Source organism: Pseudomonas sp. S30_BP2TU TE3576, assembly GCF_050436025.1.
Taxonomy (GTDB): domain Bacteria; phylum Pseudomonadota; class Gammaproteobacteria; order Pseudomonadales; family Pseudomonadaceae; genus Aquipseudomonas.
In genome coordinates this window covers 5620741-5642696 of record NZ_JBNDLK010000001.1, presented here as the reverse complement: position 1 = coordinate 5642696, position 21956 = coordinate 5620741, and the positions used below count along the sequence as shown (strand labels likewise).

At 58.5% G+C, this 21956-nt stretch carries 25 protein-coding genes and 1 pseudogene; 11 read left to right on the top strand and 15 right to left on the bottom strand.

Annotated features, from left to right (window positions below):
* Positions 1-46: 46 nt before the first annotated feature.
* The 4 genes from ABIA48_RS25820 to ABIA48_RS25805 form a co-directional block, all read right to left on the bottom strand.
* Entirely contained in the window at positions 47-499 is a 453-nt protein-coding gene (locus ABIA48_RS25820) for a chromate resistance protein ChrB domain-containing protein (protein WP_310064641.1), read from the bottom strand.
* An 83-nt stretch (positions 500-582) separates the two neighbouring features.
* Positions 583-1941, bottom strand: a complete 1359-nt coding sequence (gene chrA / locus ABIA48_RS25815; protein WP_429492298.1) for a chromate efflux transporter — start codon at positions 1939-1941, stop codon at positions 583-585.
* Positions 1934-2878, bottom strand: a complete 945-nt coding sequence (locus ABIA48_RS25810; protein ID WP_429492296.1) for a chromate resistance protein ChrB domain-containing protein — start codon at positions 2876-2878, stop codon at positions 1934-1936. Before ABIA48_RS25810 ends, chrA begins: the two co-directional genes overlap by 8 nt.
* Positions 2879-3229: 351 nt before the next feature.
* On the bottom strand, positions 3230-4117 hold the full coding sequence (locus tag ABIA48_RS25805; protein ID WP_429492294.1) for a LysR substrate-binding domain-containing protein: 888 nt from the start codon (positions 4115-4117) through the stop codon (positions 3230-3232).
* Positions 4118-4227: 110 nt separating this feature from the next.
* On the opposite strand from ABIA48_RS25805, the gene ABIA48_RS25800 reads away from it, so the two are divergent.
* The 3 genes from ABIA48_RS25800 (at position 4228) to ABIA48_RS25790 (ending at position 5383) form a co-directional block, all read left to right on the top strand.
* Positions 4228-4563 (top strand): carboxymuconolactone decarboxylase family protein, encoded by a 336-nt coding sequence (locus tag ABIA48_RS25800; protein WP_310062414.1) that lies wholly within the window; start codon positions 4228-4230, stop codon positions 4561-4563.
* Between the two features lie 6 nt (positions 4564-4569).
* Complete coding sequence (locus ABIA48_RS25795; protein WP_429492292.1) at positions 4570-4944, top strand: tautomerase family protein; 375 nt, start codon at positions 4570-4572, stop codon at positions 4942-4944.
* Between the two features lie 109 nt (positions 4945-5053).
* Positions 5054-5383, top strand: coding sequence for a DHCW motif cupin fold protein (locus ABIA48_RS25790; protein WP_007992577.1), 330 nt, complete (start codon positions 5054-5056; stop codon positions 5381-5383).
* 474 nt (positions 5384-5857) lie between these two features.
* On the opposite strand, the gene ABIA48_RS25785 is transcribed toward ABIA48_RS25790, so the two are convergent.
* Positions 5858-6316 carry an HvfA family oxazolone/thioamide-modified RiPP metallophore gene (locus tag ABIA48_RS25785; protein WP_429492290.1) on the bottom strand — a complete coding sequence of 153 codons (459 nt, stop codon included), beginning with the start codon at positions 6314-6316 and terminating at the stop codon, positions 5858-5860.
* Between the two features lie 154 nt (positions 6317-6470).
* On the opposite strand from ABIA48_RS25785, the gene ABIA48_RS25780 reads away from it, so the two are divergent.
* The 3 genes from ABIA48_RS25780 to ABIA48_RS25770 all read left to right on the top strand — a co-directional run bounded on the left by ABIA48_RS25780 (position 6471) and on the right by ABIA48_RS25770 (position 7981).
* Positions 6471-6662, top strand: a complete 192-nt coding sequence (locus ABIA48_RS25780) for a hypothetical protein (protein ID WP_429492288.1) — start codon at positions 6471-6473, stop codon at positions 6660-6662.
* A gap of 170 nt (positions 6663-6832) precedes the next feature.
* Positions 6833-7051 (top strand): hypothetical protein, encoded by a 219-nt coding sequence (locus tag ABIA48_RS25775; protein ID WP_429492286.1) that lies wholly within the window; start codon positions 6833-6835, stop codon positions 7049-7051.
* Positions 7052-7222: 171 nt separating this feature from the next.
* Entirely contained in the window at positions 7223-7981 is a 759-nt protein-coding gene (locus ABIA48_RS25770) for a hypothetical protein (RefSeq protein ID WP_429492285.1), read from the top strand.
* 74 nt (positions 7982-8055) lie between these two features.
* On the opposite strand, the gene ABIA48_RS25765 is transcribed toward ABIA48_RS25770, so the two are convergent.
* Complete coding sequence (locus tag ABIA48_RS25765; protein ID WP_429492284.1) at positions 8056-9072, bottom strand: succinylglutamate desuccinylase; 1017 nt, start codon at positions 9070-9072, stop codon at positions 8056-8058.
* A gap of 171 nt (positions 9073-9243) precedes the next feature.
* On the opposite strand from ABIA48_RS25765, the pseudogene ABIA48_RS25760 reads away from it, so the two are divergent.
* Positions 9244-9729, top strand: a pseudogene (locus ABIA48_RS25760) (TetR family transcriptional regulator C-terminal domain-containing protein); the annotation flags it as partial.
* Here the strand turns inward: ABIA48_RS25760 and ABIA48_RS25755 are convergent.
* The 6 genes from ABIA48_RS25755 to ABIA48_RS25730 form a co-directional block, all read right to left on the bottom strand.
* Positions 9685-10689 (bottom strand): DMT family transporter, encoded by a 1005-nt coding sequence (locus ABIA48_RS25755; RefSeq protein WP_429492282.1) that lies wholly within the window; start codon positions 10687-10689, stop codon positions 9685-9687. The pseudogene ABIA48_RS25760 and the gene ABIA48_RS25755 sit on opposite strands and share 45 nt — an antisense overlap.
* Positions 10689-11387 carry an ABC transporter permease subunit gene (locus ABIA48_RS25750; RefSeq protein ID WP_429492280.1) on the bottom strand — a complete coding sequence of 233 codons (699 nt, stop codon included), beginning with the start codon at positions 11385-11387 and terminating at the stop codon, positions 10689-10691. The genes ABIA48_RS25755 and ABIA48_RS25750 overlap by 1 nt, the downstream gene beginning before the upstream one ends.
* Positions 11388-11405: 18 nt before the next feature.
* Entirely contained in the window at positions 11406-12119 is a 714-nt protein-coding gene (locus ABIA48_RS25745; protein ID WP_007981895.1) for an ABC transporter permease, read from the bottom strand.
* A 140-nt stretch (positions 12120-12259) separates the two neighbouring features.
* The gene (locus tag ABIA48_RS25740; RefSeq protein ID WP_429492278.1) at positions 12260-13042 is read right to left on the bottom strand and encodes a transporter substrate-binding domain-containing protein; all 783 of its coding nucleotides are present in this window, start codon (positions 13040-13042) and stop codon (positions 12260-12262) included.
* Between the two features lie 27 nt (positions 13043-13069).
* Entirely contained in the window at positions 13070-15073 is a 2004-nt protein-coding gene (locus tag ABIA48_RS25735; protein WP_429492276.1) for an aminotransferase class I/II-fold pyridoxal phosphate-dependent enzyme, read from the bottom strand.
* Positions 15074-15230: 157 nt separating this feature from the next.
* Positions 15231-16631, bottom strand: coding sequence for an MFS transporter (locus ABIA48_RS25730; protein ID WP_429492275.1), 1401 nt, complete (start codon positions 16629-16631; stop codon positions 15231-15233).
* A gap of 206 nt (positions 16632-16837) precedes the next feature.
* On the opposite strand from ABIA48_RS25730, the gene ABIA48_RS25725 reads away from it, so the two are divergent.
* Complete coding sequence (locus tag ABIA48_RS25725; RefSeq protein ID WP_429492273.1) at positions 16838-17725, top strand: LysR family transcriptional regulator; 888 nt, start codon at positions 16838-16840, stop codon at positions 17723-17725.
* Between the two features lie 7 nt (positions 17726-17732).
* Here ABIA48_RS25725 and ABIA48_RS25720 read toward each other — a convergent pair whose 3' ends face one another.
* On the bottom strand, positions 17733-18185 hold the full coding sequence (locus ABIA48_RS25720) for a cupin domain-containing protein (protein WP_429492271.1): 453 nt from the start codon (positions 18183-18185) through the stop codon (positions 17733-17735).
* Positions 18186-18726: 541 nt separating this feature from the next.
* Between ABIA48_RS25720 and ABIA48_RS25715 the strand changes: the two genes are divergently transcribed.
* The gene (locus ABIA48_RS25715; protein WP_429492269.1) at positions 18727-19005 is read left to right on the top strand and encodes a DUF2790 domain-containing protein; all 279 of its coding nucleotides are present in this window, start codon (positions 18727-18729) and stop codon (positions 19003-19005) included.
* A gap of 70 nt (positions 19006-19075) precedes the next feature.
* Here the strand turns inward: ABIA48_RS25715 and ABIA48_RS25710 are convergent, their stop codons facing one another.
* Together ABIA48_RS25710 and ABIA48_RS25705 are read right to left on the bottom strand one after the other, a co-directional pair.
* The gene (locus ABIA48_RS25710) at positions 19076-19648 is read right to left on the bottom strand and encodes a hypothetical protein (protein ID WP_429492267.1); all 573 of its coding nucleotides are present in this window, start codon (positions 19646-19648) and stop codon (positions 19076-19078) included.
* A 253-nt stretch (positions 19649-19901) separates the two neighbouring features.
* Complete coding sequence (locus ABIA48_RS25705) at positions 19902-20600, bottom strand: hypothetical protein (RefSeq protein ID WP_007981927.1); 699 nt, start codon at positions 20598-20600, stop codon at positions 19902-19904.
* Positions 20601-21011: 411 nt separating this feature from the next.
* Between ABIA48_RS25705 and ABIA48_RS25700 the strand changes: the two genes are divergently transcribed.
* Together ABIA48_RS25700 and ABIA48_RS25695 are read left to right on the top strand one after the other, a co-directional pair.
* The gene (locus tag ABIA48_RS25700) at positions 21012-21194 is read left to right on the top strand and encodes a hypothetical protein (protein ID WP_429492265.1); all 183 of its coding nucleotides are present in this window, start codon (positions 21012-21014) and stop codon (positions 21192-21194) included.
* A 235-nt stretch (positions 21195-21429) separates the two neighbouring features.
* Positions 21430-21912: a GNAT family N-acetyltransferase gene (locus tag ABIA48_RS25695; protein WP_429492263.1), complete on the top strand. Its 483-nt coding sequence runs from the start codon at positions 21430-21432 to the stop codon at positions 21910-21912.
* Positions 21913-21956: the final 44 nt, after the last annotated feature.

The following is a 21956-nucleotide window of genomic DNA, read 5'->3' as shown; positions in this document are numbered from 1 at the left end:
ATGTAGAAAGCCCAGCGCCAGGCTGGGCTTCGGTGAGCCGGACTCCTCACATCTGCGGAGGCCAGTTATGTGATTCACCTTGGCATTCCTTGCACCAAGCGTACAGTGCGTCATACATGATCAGACCTTGCGCCAGCATCTCATGGTCGTTTGCAAAGCACTGCGACAGTCCTAGTGAGATTGCGTACAACCCAGCCGATTGCGGTGTCAGATCCAGGCGAGAGGTATCAGCACCACGTACGATTTTTGCCAGGTGCTGCAAGGCAGGCTCATTGAGCTGGTACTTCTTCAGGAACGCATCGAAGCTGCATAGCTCGCCCTCATGAGTCAGTTCTACGCCGGGAATGTCGTAGGGCGCAGCGTCTTTCTCCGCTGCAATCCGCAGCACATCGCCGCTGGGTACGTATAGAAACTCGGGCTGTGGATCTATGAAACGGGTGATTAACCAAGGACAGGCAATCCGGTCAATCTTGGGTCGTTCACGGGTAACCCACCTCATGAGACACCTCCTGCCTAGCTCGGTAGGCAGCGTGATCTGGCGAGCCCAATGCCCGCCAGAGATTGCTAATCAACGGGCGCTCTCTAGCGCAGCAAATGCACTGCCAAGCCCACGAGCGCACAGGCCATCAACACTTGGATGACACCCCGTTTGAAGCGAAACAAGGCAATCGCGGCGCCAATCGCGATCAACGCTGAAGGCCAGTCGAGGTTGCCGCTGAAACCCTTTGGCCAAAGCACGTGATAGCCGAAGAAACACGCCAGATTGAGGATCACTCCAACCACTGCGGCGGTAATGGCGGTGAGTGGCGCAGTGAATTTGAGTTCGTTGTGGGTCGACTCCACCAGAGGGCCACCCGCGAGGATGAACAAGAACGAAGGCAGGAAGGTGAACCATGTCACCAAGGATGCCGCGACAGCGCCAGCCAGAAACACCTGATCGGCCCCGAATACTTGCGAGACATAGGCCCCGACAAAACCGACGAAGGCCACCACCATGATTAGTGGCCCAGGTGTGGTTTCGCCCAGCGCCAAGCCGTCGATCATCTGAGTTGGGGTTAGCCAACCATAGTGACCGACCGCGCCTTGGTAGACATACGGGAGCACAGCGTAGGCTCCACCAAAGGTCAGCAACGCCGCCTTGGTAAAGAACCAACCCATCTGGGTCAAGGTGCCTTCCCAACCAAAGAGGAGGGTCAAAATCCCCATTGGCAATGCCCATAGACCGACGCCGATGAGTGCCAGCATTGCCAGTTTTAACCAACTGAACCGGGCATGTTCCGGGGATGGGGTGTCATCATCAATCAAGGCCGGGCCGAAAGATTTTTTCGTAGCGCTATGGCCACCGGCTCTGAATTTCTCGGGCGCCACACGTCCGCCCACATAACCGATCAATGCAGCACCCAGCACAATCAACGGGAACGGAACATTGAACGCGAAGATGGCGGTGAATGACGCCGCCGCTATCGCCCACAGCCAATTATTTTTCAATGCCCGAGAGCCGATTCGATGGGCCGCCTGTACCACAATTGCCGTCACGGCGGGTTTGATCCCATAGAAGAGCCCGGCCACCACGGGTACTTCGCCGAACGCGATATACATCCACGACAGGGCGATCAGGATGAACAATGAGGGCAGCACAAACAGTGCCCCCGCAATCACTCCACCCCAGGTTCGATGCATCAGCCAGCCGATGTAGGTTGCCAACTGCTGGGCCTCCGGCCCAGGCAGCAACATGCAATAGTTGAGGGCATGCAGAAAGCGGCGCTCGGATATCCAGCGCCGCCGCTCTACCAACTCCTGGTGCATGATCGAAATTTGCCCTGCTGGCCCACCGAAGCTAATAAAGCCGAGTTTCAGCCAAAACCAAAACGCCTCACGCAAACTGATCGCTTCCGGCCTCGACAGCTCTTCTTCAACCGTTGGTGCCAAAACCTTATTCAATGGGTTGTTCCTCTTTCACAAACCCGGCGAGCAGCCCGTCGAAGATGGCGCTCGCAGCAGTCAGCAGGTGGTCGTCATGGAGAATGGTTTCACGTAGCCCTGCGAGCACGCGCTCGATGCCGGCAGCCTCCACCGGTTGAATGCCTCCGACATCGAGGTAATGCACCAGAGCCGCAATGCGGTTTAGGCCGGAGTCTTGAAGCTCAAAACTAGCTTGCAAAGTTTCGAAGCTCACGCGGTTGCCGACATGACTGAACGCCGCGTCATCGAAGTCGAACCCCAACGCATCGGCCGGACAGTCCTGTGGAGAGTCCAGCCAGAGGATTTGAGCGTTAGGGTCAATGAAGCGGCGGATTAACCAAGCACAGGCCAGGCGGTCAACCCAAGGACGCTTACGGGTTGCCCAAACACGCCCCTGATAATCGCCACGGTTGAGTGCCGTTATGGGTTGGTTGCGGCTGTGTGGCTCGTCTGAAGACAGGGCTCTGCTGACGGCAATCTCAAGCTCCTGCAAGGCTGCGTCAATTTGCTGCTTCGGCTTACCTGGGAAGTAATCGATGTTGGTCAACAGCTGGTAGGTTTTGCGCAGTTTGCGAACCTGTTTCGTGATGGCCAATGCGCTTTCAGGATTGAGCTGCCCACGGCATTCTTCGATCTCTGTGTGTAGCTTGCTGTAGTCATCGCTACGGTCGAACAACTCGACAAAACGCTCACCGTCAGGATCGACGACGGGCAGGATAAATGCGGTGCCATTGATGGCCAGGATGTCGCGCTCGACAGACACCAGTACTTCACGACAAACATCGGTATCAGGCAGCAGATAAGCACCATCACGCAGAACTGCCGCACCAGCAGCTCTCAAAGCACGCCAAGCGCGCATGCGCTCGGTGGCATTGGCGGTGGGCAAGCCAAGAATCAGGGTTAGCCAATTTTTCATGTAGTGATAGCTATTTATTATGTAGTTATTTCTACATTACTCTTGATTTCGACGATTAGAAAGCTGCCCTGCCAGGACTTTGGCGAGACCGCCCGGAGAAGGGGGGCGCAAGCAGGGGGCAATGGGTGCTGAGCGATGTGGACAGTGTCAGAAAGTCATTTCTCATGCTGTAGGCGTTGGCGGTGAATGGCTGTTATTGGTTGTAGTTCAACCTGTCACCACCGATTGCTATTGGCGTTTTCTGCCTGTCACCAAGGGCTGTGTCCGCCCCATAGCCGTCATTGGCCACCGCCTCAGTGCTTCGTTATTCTCCATCCGTATTGCTCGAATTGAACCCTCGGGTGCCTTCGGTTACTTCGTAATCGTGAAACGAAACGCCTGTTCTTGCAGGCTCGTTTTGATCAATTCGGCCAATTGTTGGGTGGCTGGTGTTGGGTCGTCGCCACCGCTTTGAAGCACATAGCCAAGGTTTGGCACGGGGGGTAAGCCAGAAACAATGGTGAGATGGCTTGGCAGCCCGATGCGGGTTCGCAGCGTCAGACCCAATCCGGCGGCGACGGCCGCCCAGATACCACCGACGCTGGGACTGGTCAGGGCGATCCGCCAAGGTATTTGCGCGGCATCCAGCGCTTGAGTGGCGGCGCTGCGCAATACGCAAGGCGCGTCGAACATGATCAATGGCAACGGTGAGTCATCAAGGGCCGTCAGCAGTGGCGTATCGCGGGCTCCGATCCAGTGCATCTGTGTTGCGCCCAGACGCGTGGCATAGGGCGACATGTGCCCGGTGTCCCAGGTCAGGGCCAGATCCAAATCTGCGTTTTCGACCAGAGCAAGCAGTTCGGCATTACGGGCGATCCTGACTTCGAGATTCACCCTCGGGTAAGTCTGGACGAAGCGTCGCAGGATATCGCTCAGGAAATGTTCCCCAAAGTCCTCTTGAAGCCCGAGGCGTATGGACCCGGCAGTCTGGCTTTCATGCAGGGTCTGGAAAATGCCATCGTTCAGCTCCAGCAACCGGCGGGCATGGCTGAGCAGTGTTTCTCCTGTTGGAGTCAAGACCAGTCCGCGACCGGATTTAGCCAGTACCGGCGTACCGATCTGCTCCTCGAGTTTCTTCAATTGAGCGCTTACGGCAGATGTCGACCGACCGAGACGATCCGCCGCTTTGGCAAAGCTGTTGAACTCCACGCCGGTGACGAAGGTGCGCAATACGTCAAGATCGAAGGTTGGGCGGCGCATTCAATAGTCCACTAATTCGGGATGATTTATGCAATTAAATCTGATATTCGGAACTGTTGCGACTTGATAGTTTTCCTCCGTCAAATTGGGACATCAGAGGGAAAAACATCATGAATGCATCGATGGTCACGGGGCGAGAACACCAAAGCAACTACCCGCAGAAGTTTGCCGAGCTGACCGACAAAGTATTGTTTGGCGACATGTGGACGCGTACGCAATTGAAGCCCCGTGAACGCAGTCTGGCGACGGTGGCCGCGCTGGTGGCGATGTACCGTCTGGAGCAACTGCCATTTCATTTGAAACGTGCACTGGATAACGGCTTGTGTGTCGACGAACTGGCCGAAGTCATAACCCATCTGGCGTTTTATTCAGGTTGGCCGACAGCCGCATCGGCGCTGAATTTGCTCAGTGAGCTGCAGGCTTGCCTTCCAAAATATCAGGAGTAATCGTTGATGCCGTTTGCACGAATTTCACTGCACCGCGGGAAGTCGGCCGAGTATTTACAGGCATTGTCTGAGGGTTTGCACGACGCCTTGGTCGAGAGCTTCGAAGTGCCGAAGACTGATCGCTTCCAGGCCATTCACCAACATGAGATCGGCGAGCTGATATTTGATCCCCACTATCTGGGCGGGCCGCGTAGCCATGACTTTGTGCTAATCGCGATTACCGCAGGCCGTCCTCGAAGCGTTGAGACCAAACAGCGTTTTTACCGCGATCTGGTCGATAAATTGGGGCGGACGACGGGACTGAACGCGGAGGATGTCATGGTGGTGATCACCACTACGGCCAGCGATGAGTGGTCGTTTGGTGGAGGGCGGGGCAACTAGCCTTCGGGTTGTGCAGCGCCTGTATCCCATAAATGCGGGCCGTCTGTGTCTATCGGCACCATCGCCAGATTGATACGGTCTGCATTTGTTGTATTTCGATGAGGCAACCATGGATCTTACTGCAATCCCATTCGGTACCACCGATTGGTCAACGATAGAGCCGGTGGCGCATGCCGGTCAGACAGGCACAGCCTATTGGCGTACCTGTCAGTTTGGTTCAGCGCGTGTGCGGATGGTCGAGTACAGCCCTGGATATTTGGCCGATCATTGGTGTTGGAGGGGGCACATCCTTTTGTGCCTGGAGGGTCAGTTGCATACTGAACTGGAAGATGGTCGTCAGTTCACACTGACGCCGGGAATGAGTTATCAGGTGGGTAATAATGCTGAGGGACATCGGTCATTCACCACCACCGGGGCGAAGTTGTTCATTGTGGATTAGTCGTGGGGGCGGACCTGCATAACGCGCCCATACAATCCGTTTGCGGCCAATGCAGCCGCAATCATGGGGTCTGAAATATACGTGTGCGAAAGACCGTATATGACCGAGGGTGTGTAAAAACGTTTTTGAGCGCGACAGGTACTCAAAACTGGACTGGAAATCGCGCTTCTACGCGAAATCCACATCTGCTGACGTGCCGATAAATTTCAGATTTAACGTAGACGCGCACACTTCAATTTTGGCGAAGCGTTTTTACACACTCTGGGCCTTTCTCTGCCGGTCATGGGTTACAAAGCCTGCTGGTTAAATCCGACGCAATCGGTCGTCAGAACGAATACAAATAGCTGGTCATGTCAAATGTAAACTGGTGGTCAAGTGGAGAGCAATTTCGCGCCCGGCGACCAAACCAGTACTGCCCACGCAAAAAACCCTTCCTGAGCGTCAACACAGGAAGGGTTTTTTCGTTGCGGCTGATCAGTCTTTAGCCTGGCTCAGTTTGGTATACAGCTCGGTCGGTACTTTCTTGCCGTTGGAGGTGAACTGGTTGGTGCGGAATTTGTACACCTCGCCCTCGGACAGGAAACCGTCGCCGTTGGCGTCTATCGCCTTGAATTCCTCAGTGCCCTTGGGCGCCACCGCCAGCAATTCCTTGAGCGAAACGCGGCCGTCATGGTCGGCGTCCGTACGGGCGAACGAGGCATCGCCGCACTTACCCTCACCGCACTTGCCTTCTGCCTGAGTCTTTTGCGCGCTGGCTTCGGCACCGCACTTGCCTTCGCCACACTTGCCTTCGCTGGTCTTTTCCGCGGAAGCCAATTGATAGCCCTGAGGCAAGGCTTCGGCGGAAAACGCCGTGGAAGCGAAATTGATACCGCCGACCAGTGCAACTGCGATCAGGCCAATACGGGTTTTGTTCGACTGGATACGAGACATGTTGATACTCCGGAGCAAAGGCGTGGCTGGACCTTTCTGGTCGTACCACAAGGGTTAATAAACCTTGTGCGAGGTACGTTGTGCATCTCGCTTTGGCAGGTCTATTTGGCCCCAGTGGTGTATCCCGGCTGTATCCGCAAAGCGCTGGTTTTGTATGGCTGTATCCCGATTCCGTGCCCTGATACACAGCGATACACGAAAGCCGATACAAGGCCACACCCCGCACACCCTGCACACCCTGCACACCCTGCACACCCTGCACACCCTGCACACCCTGCACCCTGATCAGCGTAGGCCCGGAGATCACGGCGAATCGGTGCGGGACCAAATCGACCCGCCCGAATAAACCCGGCTACCTGTAGCCAGGACAATGGCCTGTGGCGAGGGAGCCTGGGTATTTCGGGATCAAAGATCGCAGGCTTCGCCAGCTCCTACAGGAATTGGGTATTAGTCCTTAACTTGATGCGGGCAGGTCTATTGCTATCGCGAGCAAGCTCGCTCCCACATGGATTTTCAGTGTCAGCCAGGAAAGGGTTTAGCCGCCTCCCTCACTACCTCGCCCGTCACGGCACGCCGACGGTGCCGAACGATCTGGAGCAGCATCGAATCGTCGGCGGACCGACCGGAGCGCCGGCGGCCGCCGCCGGAGGTCTTGGCATCACCTCAACAACGTCAGCGGCGCGGGCGTTTGCCGATTACCTGGCTGAAACACTCGCCAACAGTTCCGGACACTGAAAATTTATAACGCGACGCTATCGTGATAAGAACCCTCCACACGATGACTAGATAATGGCAACGTGCCACAATTGATGCCTGCCTTGGCATCCCAGGGATTTCTATTGCAATAGCCCTCCGTCCCCTCAAGAACGGATGATCCGGCTACAAAACAAGGAGTTGGCACCGTTGATGCCTCAGCAGGATTTACTCGCACCCGTTACTCGTACCCAAAAAATCACTTCGCTGATCACCCGTGGCATGGCAGGCCTTGGTGTTGTGCTAAGTGGTTTATGGGCTTTGATCACCTACGCCGTCCCCGACCCGAGTGTGTTCGGTTTCAGTTTCATCAGCTGGAAGAGCGTGGTGTTGGTGGTCAGTACCTTCCTGTTTTTGAGCGCCATTTCCATTGGCTGGCAAATCCGTAACCTCACACCGATGCTCAGAGGAACGCTTCAGTTTTTCATGGTGGTCGGTCTGTCTTTCGGTTTCTTCATTCTGGGCACTGAATACGCTAAACCGTCGTTCGAGTTTGCCAAGGTTCAATCCAAAATGGTTGAAAACGAAGGCAACAACCTGCTCGGAAAACGCATGGAAGTTCTGGACAATGTCCGCTTTGAGCTGCTGGGCTGCGAGAATATCGGGCGATTGCCAACCTGCACCTTCGAACTCACCAACCTCAATGTGGACCGCAGCTTTCGATTCGAAGATGGCACACGGATGTTCGACGAATCTGGCGGGCCGCTCAAACCGGAATCGATACGAGTCGGTCAAGTCGAAGATTACTACTACAGACAGTTTCAGCTGGTTCGCAACGTACCGACACGAGTGACGTTGCTGTTTCAGCAAAGCAACAGCAAGTTGAGCAAAACCCCGGCGATCAAACTGAGTTTTCAGGATAAAAACAGTGAGTATCTAATGCTCAAGTTCACCGACGTGGCCATGCACTAAGTAATAGGGTAAAGCAGCTGCTCATGAAGCTTTCTAACTCAGCAGCCGCAACCACCTATCTTCAGACCTGAAACTCAATTGGGGTCCAGCAACCCGCCACTCCAGTGACGCGACACCCGGCTGCCGGTGAATTTCGCCACGCCCATGCCCTGGGCGATCAGTCGGTCGCGATAGCGCGTGACCAAGCGCCCCGCTTGCTCGGCATGCAGCACTACTTCGGAGGACGGATCACCCGGGGTCCTGAGAATCCGTGCAAAGCGCTGCCCTTCTTCGACGAAATCTCCCAGCTCCTTTTCGAAGATCAGCACGCCGGGTTGCGGGGCGATGATGGTTTCCATGTGGCCCATTTCCACGGCCTCGACAGGCCAGTCTGCAGGCGCCACTGACTCATCGATGACACCGCAACCGCACAACCAGTTATACAGCCCTCCGGCATCCTGTTCGGCGAGGCAATCATTGACATCGCCCTGCCCGCGCAGCTCCAGGGTCGCGGCCATGCGTTTGTCGGTGACGCCTTCGCGCAACCACGGGGCAATGATGGTTTCTTCGAAGGATCCATCGCCGCCGTCATCCCAGATGATCGCCACGTCCATCTTCATCGCTGCCGCCAACTCGCGACCGCGTGGCCAAAAACTGCGGTGTACGTAGAGGTACGGCAAGGCCTCGTCGTCGGTGTGCAGGTCGAGCATCACATCGGCCGGGGCTGCCAGTTGCACCAGTTTCTTTTGCCATTGCTGAACGCAGGTCGAAGGTCGCGCCATCGCCGCCGACTGGTCGAACGAACGATTGAAGTTATGCCCGGTCGCATCGTGATAACGGCCGAGGATCCGACCCTGGCGAAACTGCCCGATGCCCAGTGGATTGGCCTGGGGCACCACGGTCACCTGGCCTTTGAGTCGGCCCTGGGCTTCGGCGATCTGTAGCCGTTGCATCAGCAGGTGCAGGACCAGCATCCCGGCGATTTCATCGGCATGCACCCCGGCCTGCAGGTGCACGTTCGGCCCGCTGCCATTGCCGGCATAGCACCAGGCACCGACCCGCACGGCATCGCCGTTGTTGTTACTGACACTGAATGAAATGTCCTGCGGCATTGGCTTTCCCTCCCGTCATGAACGTTGAAAAACGTTGTATCGCTGCTGTCGAGGCTGGTGATTGAACAGGCGTTCAACTAAGCTCGACACCGTGGAACCTCACCCAAGGACAACCTCGTGACAAACGATGCCCCGAAAAACCGCCGCGCCGAACCCGATGACCGTCGTGAAATGCTGGTGGCCGCCACCCTGCGCTGCCTCGGTCGCGACGGTCACGCCGGGATTTCCGTACGGCGCATCGCCACCGAGGCCGGGGTGTCCGTGGGGTTGCTCAACCACCACTTCGGCAGCATCGAGGCACTGATCGCCGACACCTACCAGCGGCTCGCAAGCGAACTGACCACGGCCCTGCTCCAGGAAATCGAACAAGCCCAAACACCCGCGCAGAAGATGGATGCCTTCCTGGTCGGCTCGTTCTCGCCCAGGGTCATGGACCCGCAACTGCTCGGCGTGTGGGTGGTGTTCTGGAGCCTGATCCGTCACTCCGAACACGTCAGCCAGTCCCACGAAAAAAGCTATCGCGCCTACCTCGATCTGATCCGCCAGTTGCTCGACGGCCTGGCGGCCAGCGAAGGCTTCGTGATTCACGACACTCGCCTGGCCGCCATCGGCCTATCGGCGATGCTCGACGGTCTCTGGCTCGAGTGGTGCCTGAACCCCGAGACCTTCAGCGCCGCCAACGGACTGCATATCTGCCGTTGCTGGATAAAGGGGCTGCGTCACGGAGCATTCAGCACCGACGACGTCCTGTGACGAATGCCGGCCGAAGATCATCGCCAGGGTGCCGCTGACGGCGATCAGCCCGGCGCCGATCATCAGCGACGTATCCATCAGCGTGCCCCAGACCAGGCTCGACAGGGCAAACGCCCAGATCAGCCCGGTGTATTCGAACGGCGCGAGCAAGGTCGCGGTGGCACGGCGGAAACTGGCGAACAACAGGAACTGACCGATACCGCCCACCAGACCGGCGCCGAGCATGCTCAGCCAGGCGGGCGTCGGTGACGGCGTGTGGGTCCACGGCAACGCGACCGTCATGCACAGCACAAACACCACATTGGTGATCAGCATCTGCTCCAGCACTGAGGTCTGTTCATCCACCTGACGCAACTGGATGTAGGTGAACGCCCAGCACATCGCCGCCAGCAGGGTCAGTACGATCGGCAACGGATCGGTCATGTTGTCGGGGCGACAGGCAATGACTACACCGACAAACCCGATGATCAGGCTGAACCACTGCCAGCCGCTGGCGCGCTCCTTGAGAATCACCGCCGCCAGCACCGTGACCATGATCGGCGCGGAGAAATACAGGGTGGTCATCTCGGCCAGGGTCAGGTCCCGGGCCGCGGTGTAGTACAGCAGCCAGGCGACAATCGACAGTAAACCGCGCACCACCAGCAGGCGTCGGCTGGGTGAATGCCAGGCCCGCTGGATCAGGCGCATGCGCCCTGCCAGCAACACTGCGGCGACCACCACCAGGCTGCGCCAGAACAGGATGGTCACCACTGAATAATCGGCCACCAGCCACTTGATGACCGCATCCTGCAACGCCAGGAACGCATAGCCCAAGGTGCACAGGCCAATGCCTTGCAGCGAGCGGTCGACTTTCGACGAACTCATCAGGCCGACCTGCGCACCGGCGTCCCGCGCCGTTCGGCAAAGGCAAACAGCGCCTCGATCAGGAACGTCAGGCACACGTAGACCCCGGCTACCAGCAACAAGGGTTCGTACACCTGCAAGGTTTGTGCGCGGACCACGTTGGCGGCGCCGAGCAGATCGATCACGGCGATGGTTGAGGCCAGCGCTGTGGACTTGAGCAGCATCACGGTTTCACCCGCCAGTGTCGGCAACAGCAGACGCAGGGCCCGAGGCAAGCGCACTCGCAACAACGACTGGCGCGCCGTCATGCCAAAGGCCGACGCGGCCTCCATCTCACCCTTGGGCACCGCCAGCAGGCCACCGCGAATCACTTCGCCGACATAGGCTCCCATCGACACCACCAGGGCGAACACGATGTACCAGTAACCATCACGCAGATAAGGCCAGAAAAAGCTGCCACGAATCAGCGGGAACTGGGCAAACAGGCTACCCAGCCCGTAGTAGTAGATGTAGATCTGGATCAGCAACGGCGTGCCGCGCGTCACGCTGGTGTAGAACAGGCTGACCTTGGCGATCACCTTGTTTTTCGAGATCCGCGCCAGCGCCACCAGCACCGCCAGCAGGTAACCAAACACACTGGAGACCAACAGAATAATGAGGGTCGTTTGCAGCCCCCGGCCCAACAGTGCCGCGTATTCAACTATCCACGCTGGAATCATTTCATTCTCTCTGCCGGTTCAGTCAACAAGAGGCATCCAGCGACGAATGCGTCGCTCCAACCGTCCCGAAAGATAGTTCGACGCCAGCGTCACCGCGTAGTACAGCGCCGCGGCCGTGAGGTAGAACAACAGATAGTGGCGCGTCGAACCCGCGCCTTGCTTGGCGGTGTACAGCAGCTCGTTGGTGCCGACCACGCTGATCAGCGCACTGTCCTTGATCAGGTTGATCCACAGGTTGGCCATCCCGGCCATGGCGTAAGGCGCCATGATCGGCAGCGTGACCCGGCGGAACAGACCGAAACCGTTCAGGCCGAACGCCTTGGCCGCTTCGATCTGGCCGAAGGGAATCGCCTGGATCGCTGCGCGGAAAATCTCCGAGGCATAGGCGCCCTGCACCAGCCCCAGCACCACAATGGCCGCCAGCGGACCGCTGACATTCACCACGCCGTAGCCGAGCCGGGTCATCAGCGAGTTGAGGAGCATGGAGCCGACGTAGTACAGCAACAGAATCAGCAGCAATTCCGGAACTGCCCGGAACAACGTGGTGTAGCCGCGCATCAGCGCCGCAATCGGCTTCGGCGCGCCAAGCTTGAGGCAAGCCACCACCAGCCCGATGGCCAACCCGAGCACAAAGGCCCCGGCCGAAATCTGCAGGGTCATCCAGAGCCCCTTCAACAGCGCACTGCCCCATCCCTGTTCGGTGAAATTGATCAGATCGAACATTGCCGGCATATCAACCTCCAGTAAAAACAACACCGGACCTTGTGGGAGCGGGCTTGCTCGCGAAAGCGGTGTGTCAGTCGACATTAATGTTGAATGTCAGTCCGCATTCGCGAGCAAGCCCGCTCCCACAGGGGATTGCGTTCAGTTCGTCAGAACGCAGGTTTCACGCTGGTACCGAAGTAGCTCTGGGAGAGGTCGTCGTAGTCCTTGCTCGCCAGCAACTCCTGGATGGCCTTGTCGAGTTTGGCCTTGAGTTCGGTGTCGTCCTTGCGCAGGCCGGCGCCTACGCCTTTGCCGAAAATCGGGTCATAGGGCACGGTGCCGAGGTAGGCCAGGTCCTTGGCATCCGGGGTTTTGACGAACGAAGCCATGGCAGTGCCGTCGGCCATCATCAGGTCGATGCGGCCGGCAATCAGGTCGGCGTTGGCCGAGTCCTGGGTGTCGTAGTACTTAACGTCGGCAATTTTTTCGTAGTAGGTCTTCAGGTAGCTGGCGCTCACGGTCGAGTTCTGCACGCCGATGATCTTGCCCTTGAGGTCATCCGGGTACTTCTTCACCGATACCTCTTTCGGGCCGACGACGGCAATCGCCGAGTCGTAGTAGGCCTTGCTGAAAGCGATCTGTTTTTCCCGTTCTTCGGTCACCGACATCGAAGAAAAGATCACGTCGATTTTCTTCGCCAGCAGCGACGGAATGATGCCGTCCCACGCCACTTCCTTGATCTCGCAATCGGCTTTCATTTCGCTGCACAGCTTGTGGATCAGGTCGACTTCAAAACCCTTCCACTCACCGTTGGCCTGCTTTTCGGTGTACGGCGGATAGGGTTCCGCTGCCACCGCGAACCTGATCGGTTGCGCCTGTGCTGCGCTCATGCCGGCCAGCAATACGCAGGCCGCACCGGTCAACCAGTTTGCAAAACGTCGATTTCCCATGTTGTTTTCCCGTCTTTTTATGATGAGTTAGCGAGTCTGATGAGCGTTGACGAATTGTCGGCAACGCTCGCTGCGTGGGTGTACGAACACTTCGTCCGGCGAACCGGTTTCCTCGATCAGCCCTTGATGCAAAAAGGCGACTTTGGAAGAGACATCGCGTGCGAAAGCCATTTCATGAGTCACCAGGATCATGGTCCGGCCTTCTTCGGCGAGGGAGCGGATCACCCGCAGCACTTCCCCTACCAGTTCCGGGTCGAGTGCCGAGGTGGGTTCATCGAACAGCATGACCTTGGGCCGCATGGCCAGGGCCCGGGCGATGGCCACCCGTTGTTGCTGTCCCCCGGAGAGAAACGCCGGGTACTCGTTGCGCTTGGCCGCAAGCCCGACGCGTTCGAGCAGGGCTTCGGCCCGTTCGGTGGCCTCCGCACGGCTTTCCCGCAGGACCTGGGTCGGCGCTTCGATGAGGTTCTCCAGCACCGTGCGATGGGGCCAGAGGTTGAAGTTCTGAAACACCATGCCCAGGCTCGACCTTATGCGAACAAGCTGTTTGGCGTCCGACACCAGCGGTGCGCCGGGACGATTCTGGTTAAGGTGAATGCTTTCGCCATCGACCAGGATGCGTCCCTGGTCCGGCACTTCGAGCATGTTGATGCAGCGTAGCAAGGTACTTTTGCCTGAACCGCTGGCACCGATCAGGGAGATCACCTCGCCCTCGCGGGCCGTCAGGGAAACCCCTTTGAGCACTTCGATATTGCCGAAGCGTTTGTGCAGGCGATCGACCTCGATCATGGTCTTGACCGCGGCCGGTTCGACCGTCGCGGTACTGGTCACCGCGCCGATCACCGGCCTCGGCGCTTCACCATTGAGCACCTGGACAAAGCCGCGAATGCGCTGACAGGCCTGGGCCAGTCGCTCTTCACTCAGGGTGAACGAAAGCCGTACAAAACCCTGGGCCGGCTCACCGAATGCCGCCGCATCCAGCACCGAGACACCGGCTTCGCGCAACAGGCGCCAGGCAAATTCCAGCGAGGTCAGGCCGGTGCCGCGCACATCCACCAGCACGAACATGCCCGCATCCGGGTTGAGCACGCTGATGCCCGGGCAATCCGCCAGCCCGGACACCACCAGATCGCGGCGCCGACGATAGATCTCGCGCATGCCGTGAGTGACTTCGTCGTGGGACTGCACGGCCTTGAGCGCCGCTTCCATGACAAACCCGGGCAAGCCGTACAGCATGCTCAGCACCAGGGTTTCGACATGATTGACCAGGGCTTCATTGGCCACGACCCAGCCGATGCGCCACCCGGTCATGGCATGGGATTTCGACAGGCTGCCGATCACCACGCAGCGCTCGGCCATGCCCGGCAACGCCGCCAGACTCAAGTGTTCACGCTCGTAGGCGAGGCTCTCGTAGACCTCATCCACCACCACCCACAGGTCGTGGGCGATGGCGAGGTCGGCGATGGCTCGCAGTTCTTCGCGACCCAGCACCACGCCGGTGGGGTTGTTCGGATTGGAGAAGAAAATCGCCCGGGTGCGCGGGGTAATGGCCTTGGCCAGTACGGCGGCATCGAGGCGAAAACCCGAGTCCGCCGCACAGGGCACCCGCACCAGCGTGGCGCCGGACGCCTTGAGCGTGGCTTCGTAGGTGACGTACATCGGATCGAGGGCGATCACTTCGTCGCCGGCACCGAGCAGGCACATCGAGGCGGCGAACAAGGCGTTCTGCGCACCGGCCGTGAGAATGACGTTGGATGCCTGCAGTTCGCGGTCGATCAGTTGGCTGTAGCGGCCGGCAATGGCCTCGCGCAGAGCCTGGCGGCCGGCGATTTCGGTGTAGTGGGTATCCCCTTCGCGCAAGGCGTGGATGGCGGCATCGGTAATGAAATCGGGGGTGGGAAAATCCGGGTCGCCGACGCTGAGGATGATCACGTCCTCGCCTTTGCGCTGTGCCGCGTTGGCCGCGTAGTGAATATCCCAGGCGGCAACGCCTTGGCCACTGATCCGCTCTACAAAGGGTGAAAACCGCATGCCAGTGCCTCGTTCGAATTGAAGAAACGCAAGCCCGCAACCAGCCGGGGGAAGGTGGCCCTCAACATAGTCGAGACTGAACACTCGTTCAACAGAAAACTCACAAGGCTTCGCGTTCAGCGCAAACAGGTCGTTTTCACGACAGTCGCGCCGTTTTTCAGCACGAAGGTGCCAGGCGCCGTGACACAAAATGACTGTACGCCCCGATGACCAGCGCAAAGACAATTAACGCCGCCGCGACGGCGAACGTGACCCGCATCCCCTGCGCTATCGCTTGCGGTTGTGTGTCCAGGATGTTGCTGCCAGCCGTGCCGAAGGCGAACACCGCACCCATCACCGAAGCGCCGGTGATCAGCCCCAGGTTGCGTGACAGGCCGAGCAAACCGGAAATCACACCACGTTGCTGCGGCGCAATGTCCGCCATCACGGCGGTATTGTTCGCCGCCTGGAACAGCGCATAACCGGCCGTGAGGACCATCAGCGGCGCGAGGTAGCCGACTACACCGACGCTCATCGGCACAGAGGGAAGGATGCAAGCGCCGGTCAACATGGCAATCAACCCGACAGTGCTGGAATGCTGCGCACCCAATCGGTCGACCAGCCGCCCGCTAGGCACACCCGCCAATGCCGCCACCATCGGACCGGCCGACATCACCAGCCCGACACTGGCTGCGCTCAAACCCAGTGCCCCCGACAGATAGAACGGGCCGACCACCAGGGTGGCCATGACCACCGTGGTCACCAGGATGCTCATGGCGAACCCTGCGCTCAGCTGCGGATTGCGCAACATCGACAGTTTGACCAGCGGCGACGCGGCCGTCTGCTCGACAAACACGAACAGAATCAAGCCGATTACGGCGACCAGCAGCAGTGCCGTGTTGAGCGGGCCGAAGCTGCCGCGTCCAAGGGTCATTGCCAGCGCGTAAGCCAACAGCGTCAGGACCAATACCAGCGTACCGAGCGCGTCGAAGTCTGGCCGGGTGGACTGCATCGCATGGCGATCAACCGGCAAAAAGCGCCAGGCGAGCCCGATAGCCAAAACACCCAACGGTACATTGAGCAAAAAAATCCCCTGCCAGCCCACTTGGGCAATCAACACGCCGCCAAGCGTCGGCCCCAGGCAAGTGCCTAGCGCCGACATCGTGCCGAGCACGCCCATCGCGCTGCCCATTTGTTCCTTGGGCACCGCCCCGCCCACCAGCGCCATGGTCAACGCCATCATGATGGCCGCGCCGATGCCCTGTAAGGCCCGGGCAGCAATCAGCGACCACAGGTTGGGCGCCAGGGCGCACAGGATCGAGGCGACGGTGAACACGGCAATGCCGATCAACAGCAATCGCCGTCGCCCCATGAGATCGCCAAGCCGTCCAACGCTGACGATCAGTGCCGTGATGCTCAACAAGTAGGCGAGCACCACCCACTGCACCGCCTGGAACGACGCTGAAAACACCTCGGCCAATGTCGGTAAACCCACGTTGGCAATGCTCGTGCCCAGGGACGACAGCAACATGGATAACGACAGTCCGGACAATGCGCCCCGGATCGATATGGACTTCATTTTCTCGCGGCTCCGCAAATTAGGTTGTCCCGAGCCTAAGCCCAGCCATAACATGGCGGAAGACGCAGCATTTGCACTTTATACATGCACCAGACGCCATCTAATGTGGGAGCGGGCTTGCTCGCGAAGGGGCCATCAGCTTCAACATTAACGTTGACTGGCACACCGCTTTCGCGAGCAAGCCCGCTCCCACAGGAACCCATTCGATGCCCGATCTGAATTTGTTGATCACCCTGAACGTGTTGCTCGAAGAAGGCAGCGTGGCCCGCGCCGCGCAGCGTCTGCGCCTGAGCCCGTCAGCCATGAGCCGGGCGCTGGCGCGATTGCGCGAAACCACGGGCGATCCGCTGCTGGTGCGGGCCGGGCGCGGACTGGTGCCCACGCCCCGGGCGCTGGAGTTGCGCGAACGCGTCGGCGTGCTGGTGCAGGACGCCGAAGCCGTCCTGCGCCCCGCCGAAGCACTCGACCTCAATCAACTGGCCCGCACCTTCACCCTGCGCACCAGCGATGGCTTCGTGGAAAATTTCGGACCGCTACTGATCGCCCGCATCAACCAGGAGGCACCCGGTGTCCGCTTGAATTTCGTGCAGAAGCTGAACAAGGACAGCACCCTGCTGCGCGAGGGCTCGGTGGATCTGGAAACCGGTGTGATCGGTGAAGCGACCAGCCCGGAAGTGCGGACCCGGATGCTGTTTCGTGACCGGTTCATTGGCGTCGTGCGCCAGGGTCACTCTCTGGCTCAAGGTGAGATGACACCTGCTCGTTATGCCGACGCCCGACACATTCTGGTCTCACGCCGAGGCCACGAAAAAGGCGTCATGGACGACGCCTTGAATGAGCTGGGACTGAAGCGGGACATCGTCACCATTGTCGCTGGCTTCTCTTCGGCGATTGCATTGGCGCGGGCTTCAGACCTGGTAGCCAGCGTACCGGAGCGGCACGTCGGCAACCTGTGCCAGGGGATGCACTGCTTTGCCCTGCCGTTCCCCACGCTGTCGATCACGGTTTCGATGCTGTGGCACCCGCGCATGGACGCCGACCCGGCGCATCGCTGGTTACGCAACTGTGTGTGGGAGGTGTGCAGTCGGCAATGACCCTCGCCTACTCCTTCAGGATCAGCAGCGACTCGCCTTTCTTCACGATGTAGGTCGCCAGTTCCGATGCCTTGCCCTGACCCACGTTCTTCGCCACATGCGCGACGCCTTCGGGGATGTACAACGAATCACCGGCCTTGAGCGTCACCGGTGCCCGCCCCTCCAACTGATATTCAAAAGTGCCGCTGATCACGTGCGCCACCTCGACACCGGGGTGAGCATGTTTGGGCGATGCCACACCCGGATCGAAGTCCACCCGCACTTGAAGGACTTCACGATCGGCGGCGCCGAGGTCTTCGCGAACCAGGTCCGTGCGATGCAGGCCCTGCTGCCAGCTTTTCATCGCCGGGGCCGGCTGCGCTTCCTGGGCTTGAGAGAGGCTCGCGGCGGTGGCGAGCCCGGCGGCGGCCAGCACCAAACCAAGCCTGCCGATGGTGTGACGGGGGTTGATACGCGACATTGTCTTTCCTCCAGTTGAACCACGCCAAGCCGCGCCGAAAGTGACGCGATGCCGGTGGTTCCATTTGAAGGCCGCTGTGTATCGCCCGGGTGTCAGGAAACGCCGGTTTTGTATGCCCGGGTAACAGCGAGCGTTGCGGATACCTGCAGATACAAACCTGTAACGCCAGTCACGTCGATGGTCTTGTTCGCCTGCGGGATGAGGAGGCACTGCTGAGGTGAATGCTGATCACCCAAGGACAACCAGCATTCACCCGTTCGCTATCGCTCGGCTTGAGCCGACAGAAATGGAGGCGCTGGTTCGCCCTGCGTGAAAGTAAGTCATGACATGTTATGACCTCCCACAGAAACGGACTTTGACCAACAAATACGGGGGTTAAAGGACGAATGGTCGAGAGGCGTCAAGCGCGGGGAATTGCCGGGAGTTTGCAGCCACTACAGGCTTTTCAGGCTGGCGCGTTCGTCGCGGTGAAGTGAACTTCACTTTCTCCGTGGGTCACATGAAGTCCTTGTCAAGCGAACGTCAGTAGAGGTACAGCCTTATGAACATAGCAACAGTAGTAAGTGCCGTGATTTCCAGTCTCGCACCAAGTGTATTCGACCAGAACGGCCTGCAAGAACCCGGCGCGCATGTCTCAGCCGTCGAGTACCACTACGGGATGGAAATCGATGTGAAGAGGGTGCTGCAGCGCACCGATACATCCGATAAGACAGGCATGGTACCGGTGACCCTGGTCTACGAAGACAGCGAGGGCGAGGTTCACAAGATCCGTTTCCTCGAATGGGGCGCAAACCCGGCCACCCCCACGAGCATTGCCTGATCCGCTCGTCGACAGGGTTCTGGTCTTCGTTTGAACGGCGTAGGCCTGAACCCCGACTCGCTAGTGATGGCTACCCCGGTACCGAGTTTTTTTGCGCATCGACACTGCCCGCCCTACTGGCGACTGCAAGTGCCACGCAACAAGCCAGTAACGAGAATGCGGTGAATGCGCCCATCACATGCAGATAAGGCAAAACGTTATTCCAGGCCCGAGCCACCCCCAGGAAAGCGGCGAATAGCCAACCGCTCATGGAAAGCGCCCCCAACAAGGCGAGCCGCGCACGGCCTGCGCTGCGCAGTGCGACGAATGGAGCCTTCTGCAGCAGCGGGAAACCGACTCGATGCAACAATGCACCGTTCAGGCTAAGCAGCGCGACGACCGTCACCTTCGCCCAGAGTTTCTGATTGAGCAGATAGGCTTCGCCTTCATTGAGATAACCCTGAAGCACCAGCAACAATCCGCTTGCCCAAAGGGCCAACAGTGCGAGGCTGACAATCTTCCGGGTTTCATCAAGATACTCAAGCCTCGCCCGGTCCAGCATTTCCTTGCGCCAATTCCAAAGCTTGTGATCAGCCTGCAACACCCTCCCCAGGGCCATACACGTTGCGAGCAGATGACCGTATACGAGAAGCATTTTGAGCATTGCCTTGACCTTATTCTTGTTTGGGCGCTGCGTTCCCTGCTTCGCTGGATTGAAAACGAATGATACAAATTAGCAGTTGCATTATCAAGACGCGCACTCATTAACATGTGCGTGAGCCGTCCGCCATACGACTTTCGTCGCACGTAGAGACGGTCATTCCTGTGGCGGATGAATGATTAGACTGCCCTGCCGCCTCTGCTGATTGTCTGCCAGGCGATACAATGCTTGAACATGGATGCAATCAGACCGGTGATCACTCGTTCAAGTCTTTGACCAGATAGCCATCTACGATTTGCGAAACGCCCGTCAACGCAGTACGCAGCAACTCCGGTTCGGTGCGATAGCGCAACGGCGTGTAGCCATAGGTGTTGGCGCCGTTGAATGCGGTGATTGGCTCATTGCGCTGCCAGATCAATTCCTCGCCGCGTTTCATGACACCGCTGACAGCAATCGTCGGGTACACCACGCTGCTGAAGCCTTGCGTCAGCGCGAAACCCCAGTTCAGGACGGTCAATTCGATCTGCGCATCGGCCGGTTCGTTTTCACCCACGATCTTGTAACGACCGGTGGCAGTCAGTTGCTCCTCGAAACTCTTTTTGACCAACTCGCCCAGATTGATATCCGCCGTCTCCATGTTGTAAAGAATCGCATCAACCGTCGACATCGAGGCCAGGTCGCCTGCCTTCAGACCTGCGGCAAATCCGGCGCCACCCAAAGCAGCCTTGGTCAGGTTCGATGCACCTGCCGCCATTCCTGCGCCAGCGCCGACACCAGCGCCCAATGCCGCGCCCCATGCCTGCTCACGGCCCATGTAAGTCATCTCTTTGGGTTTCCATGTAACCGGGAGAACTTTCACGGTATGGATCTGGGTACGGTATTCGGGCTTGAATTTCTGGTTGGCACATCCGGCAAGGAAAAGAACGGCAAACATCAGGACAGCAATCTTCTTCATGAATAACTCACGACGCCAAGGGAATGTGCACAGGTTGTCGTCAGCGGCAGGAGATTCTGAAGGGAATGAGGAGCGCTGGTCGCGATTGCTAATGCGGCAACAGGCAGCTTCCGGCCCAGGCTGTGTGAAAACGTATGCGCTGTTTCGAAGTGTGCGTTGCTACGTGAAATCTGCCAGCGCTTGGTTAACCAGCAGACTGGAAATTTGCGTAGGAACGCGCTTTTCGTTCCAGTCCTGACTGTCAAACCTGCTCCAAAACGTTTTCACACCGCCTGGACCCAGAGCAGACGGTGAGTACCGGCAGAACTCGATGAAAAATGCCAAAGCAGACTGGCTGATATATTCAATGAGCCTGCCCGCTCACGCTGCTCACCGACTAAAGACGTCAGGTTTGGGCCTGTGGACGCGCCAGTGAACGCTTTGGGTCTTCGTCGCATCATGTTTGCCGTCGATGACATCGATGCTGCCGTTGCGCGGGTGCAGACCCATGGCGCAGAACTCATTGGCCAGATGCAGTACGAGAAATCGTATCGGCTCGCCTATATTCGTGGGCCTGAGGGCATCATCGTCGGGCTTGCCGAGCAACTCGGCTAAAGGTGGGCGGCTCGTTCGCGCACGACAATCACCGCGCATGCAAGCAGCCGCCCCCCTTGTATGCCGGCTTTCCGACCGTCTGGCGAGCCGGAACGAAGTTCGCCTTTGGGTGTGTTTCAGCCGGTCGCAACAGACAGAAAACGGCCAGGAGCAGTCATTGGAATTTCCTCCTCGCTATGAGACAAAGACCGGGAGTCTTGCGGAGCACCAACACATTCAAGGAGAGTTGCGCATCATGGATGAAGTCATTACGTACCGAACGGCAACCGTAGAGGATGCACTGACCATTTGTGAGTTGGGCCAGTTGCTTAACGCGGTACATCACGCTGCCCGACCCGATATTTATGCAGCTGCCACCCAAGACTTTTCGCGTGACCTTCCTCACTGGATGAGTTTTTTCGAGAAGCCGGGTCAGGTTGTATTCATTGCGAATGTCGGTCACCAGGTCGCAGCCTTCATTTCTGCCAGCCTGTCGATAAGCTCCGGGCCGCTGATGCAACCACTGGCTATTGTTCGTATCGGATCGGTGTGTGTAGCCGAGCATTTTTGGGGGAAAGGCATTGGTCGAAACCTGGTACAACTCGTTCAAAATTGGGCAATCGAGAACAACGCCCAAGACATAAGGCTGTCTGTGTGGACGTTCAATGCACGAGCCACGCGCATGTACACAGAGTTGGGGTTTGAGACACGTGCACTCGAGATGGGAATGCGCGTGTAGGGGGATTCCCTTCATAGTGAAAAGAAGTTTTGAGCGACCGCTAC

Bases quoted from the DNA above. Each gene is read 5' to 3' on its own strand.
- ABIA48_RS25820 (WP_310064641.1), bottom strand. From the start codon at position 499: ATGAGGTGGGTTACCCGTGAACGACCCAAGATTGACCGGATTGCCTGT.
- ABIA48_RS25710 (WP_429492267.1), bottom strand. From the start codon at position 19,648: ATGCTCAAAATGCTTCTCGTATACGGTCATCTGCTCGCAACGTGTATG.
- ABIA48_RS25745 (WP_007981895.1), bottom strand. From the start codon at position 12,119: ATGCCGGCAATGTTCGATCTGATCAATTTCACCGAACAGGGATGGGGC.
- ABIA48_RS25800 (WP_310062414.1), top strand. From the start codon at position 4,228: ATGAATGCATCGATGGTCACGGGGCGAGAACACCAAAGCAACTACCCG.
- ABIA48_RS25755 (WP_429492282.1), bottom strand. From the start codon at position 10,689: ATGAGTTCGTCGAAAGTCGACCGCTCGCTGCAAGGCATTGGCCTGTGC.
- ABIA48_RS25715 (WP_429492269.1), top strand. From the start codon at position 18,727: ATGAACATAGCAACAGTAGTAAGTGCCGTGATTTCCAGTCTCGCACCA.
- ABIA48_RS25790 (WP_007992577.1), top strand. From the start codon at position 5,054: ATGGATCTTACTGCAATCCCATTCGGTACCACCGATTGGTCAACGATA.
- ABIA48_RS25720 (WP_429492271.1), bottom strand. From the start codon at position 18,185: ATGTCGCGTATCAACCCCCGTCACACCATCGGCAGGCTTGGTTTGGTG.
- ABIA48_RS25735 (WP_429492276.1), bottom strand. From the start codon at position 15,073: ATGCGGTTTTCACCCTTTGTAGAGCGGATCAGTGGCCAAGGCGTTGCC.
- ABIA48_RS25785 (WP_429492290.1), bottom strand. From the start codon at position 6,316: ATGTCTCGTATCCAGTCGAACAAAACCCGTATTGGCCTGATCGCAGTT.
- ABIA48_RS25730 (WP_429492275.1), bottom strand. From the start codon at position 16,631: ATGAAGTCCATATCGATCCGGGGCGCATTGTCCGGACTGTCGTTATCC.
- ABIA48_RS25765 (WP_429492284.1), bottom strand. From the start codon at position 9,072: ATGCCGCAGGACATTTCATTCAGTGTCAGTAACAACAACGGCGATGCC.
- ABIA48_RS25705 (WP_007981927.1), bottom strand. From the start codon at position 20,600: ATGAAGAAGATTGCTGTCCTGATGTTTGCCGTTCTTTTCCTTGCCGGA.
- ABIA48_RS25810 (WP_429492296.1), bottom strand. From the start codon at position 2,878: ATGAAAAATTGGCTAACCCTGATTCTTGGCTTGCCCACCGCCAATGCC.
- ABIA48_RS25695 (WP_429492263.1), top strand. From the start codon at position 21,430: ATGGATGAAGTCATTACGTACCGAACGGCAACCGTAGAGGATGCACTG.
- ABIA48_RS25795 (WP_429492292.1), top strand. From the start codon at position 4,570: ATGCCGTTTGCACGAATTTCACTGCACCGCGGGAAGTCGGCCGAGTAT.
- ABIA48_RS25770 (WP_429492285.1), top strand. From the start codon at position 7,223: ATGCCTCAGCAGGATTTACTCGCACCCGTTACTCGTACCCAAAAAATC.
- ABIA48_RS25750 (WP_429492280.1), bottom strand. From the start codon at position 11,387: ATGATTCCAGCGTGGATAGTTGAATACGCGGCACTGTTGGGCCGGGGG.
- ABIA48_RS25780 (WP_429492288.1), top strand. From the start codon at position 6,471: ATGGCTGTATCCCGATTCCGTGCCCTGATACACAGCGATACACGAAAG.
- ABIA48_RS25725 (WP_429492273.1), top strand. From the start codon at position 16,838: ATGCCCGATCTGAATTTGTTGATCACCCTGAACGTGTTGCTCGAAGAA.
- ABIA48_RS25805 (WP_429492294.1), bottom strand. From the start codon at position 4,117: ATGCGCCGCCCAACCTTCGATCTTGACGTATTGCGCACCTTCGTCACC.
- ABIA48_RS25740 (WP_429492278.1), bottom strand. From the start codon at position 13,042: ATGGGAAATCGACGTTTTGCAAACTGGTTGACCGGTGCGGCCTGCGTA.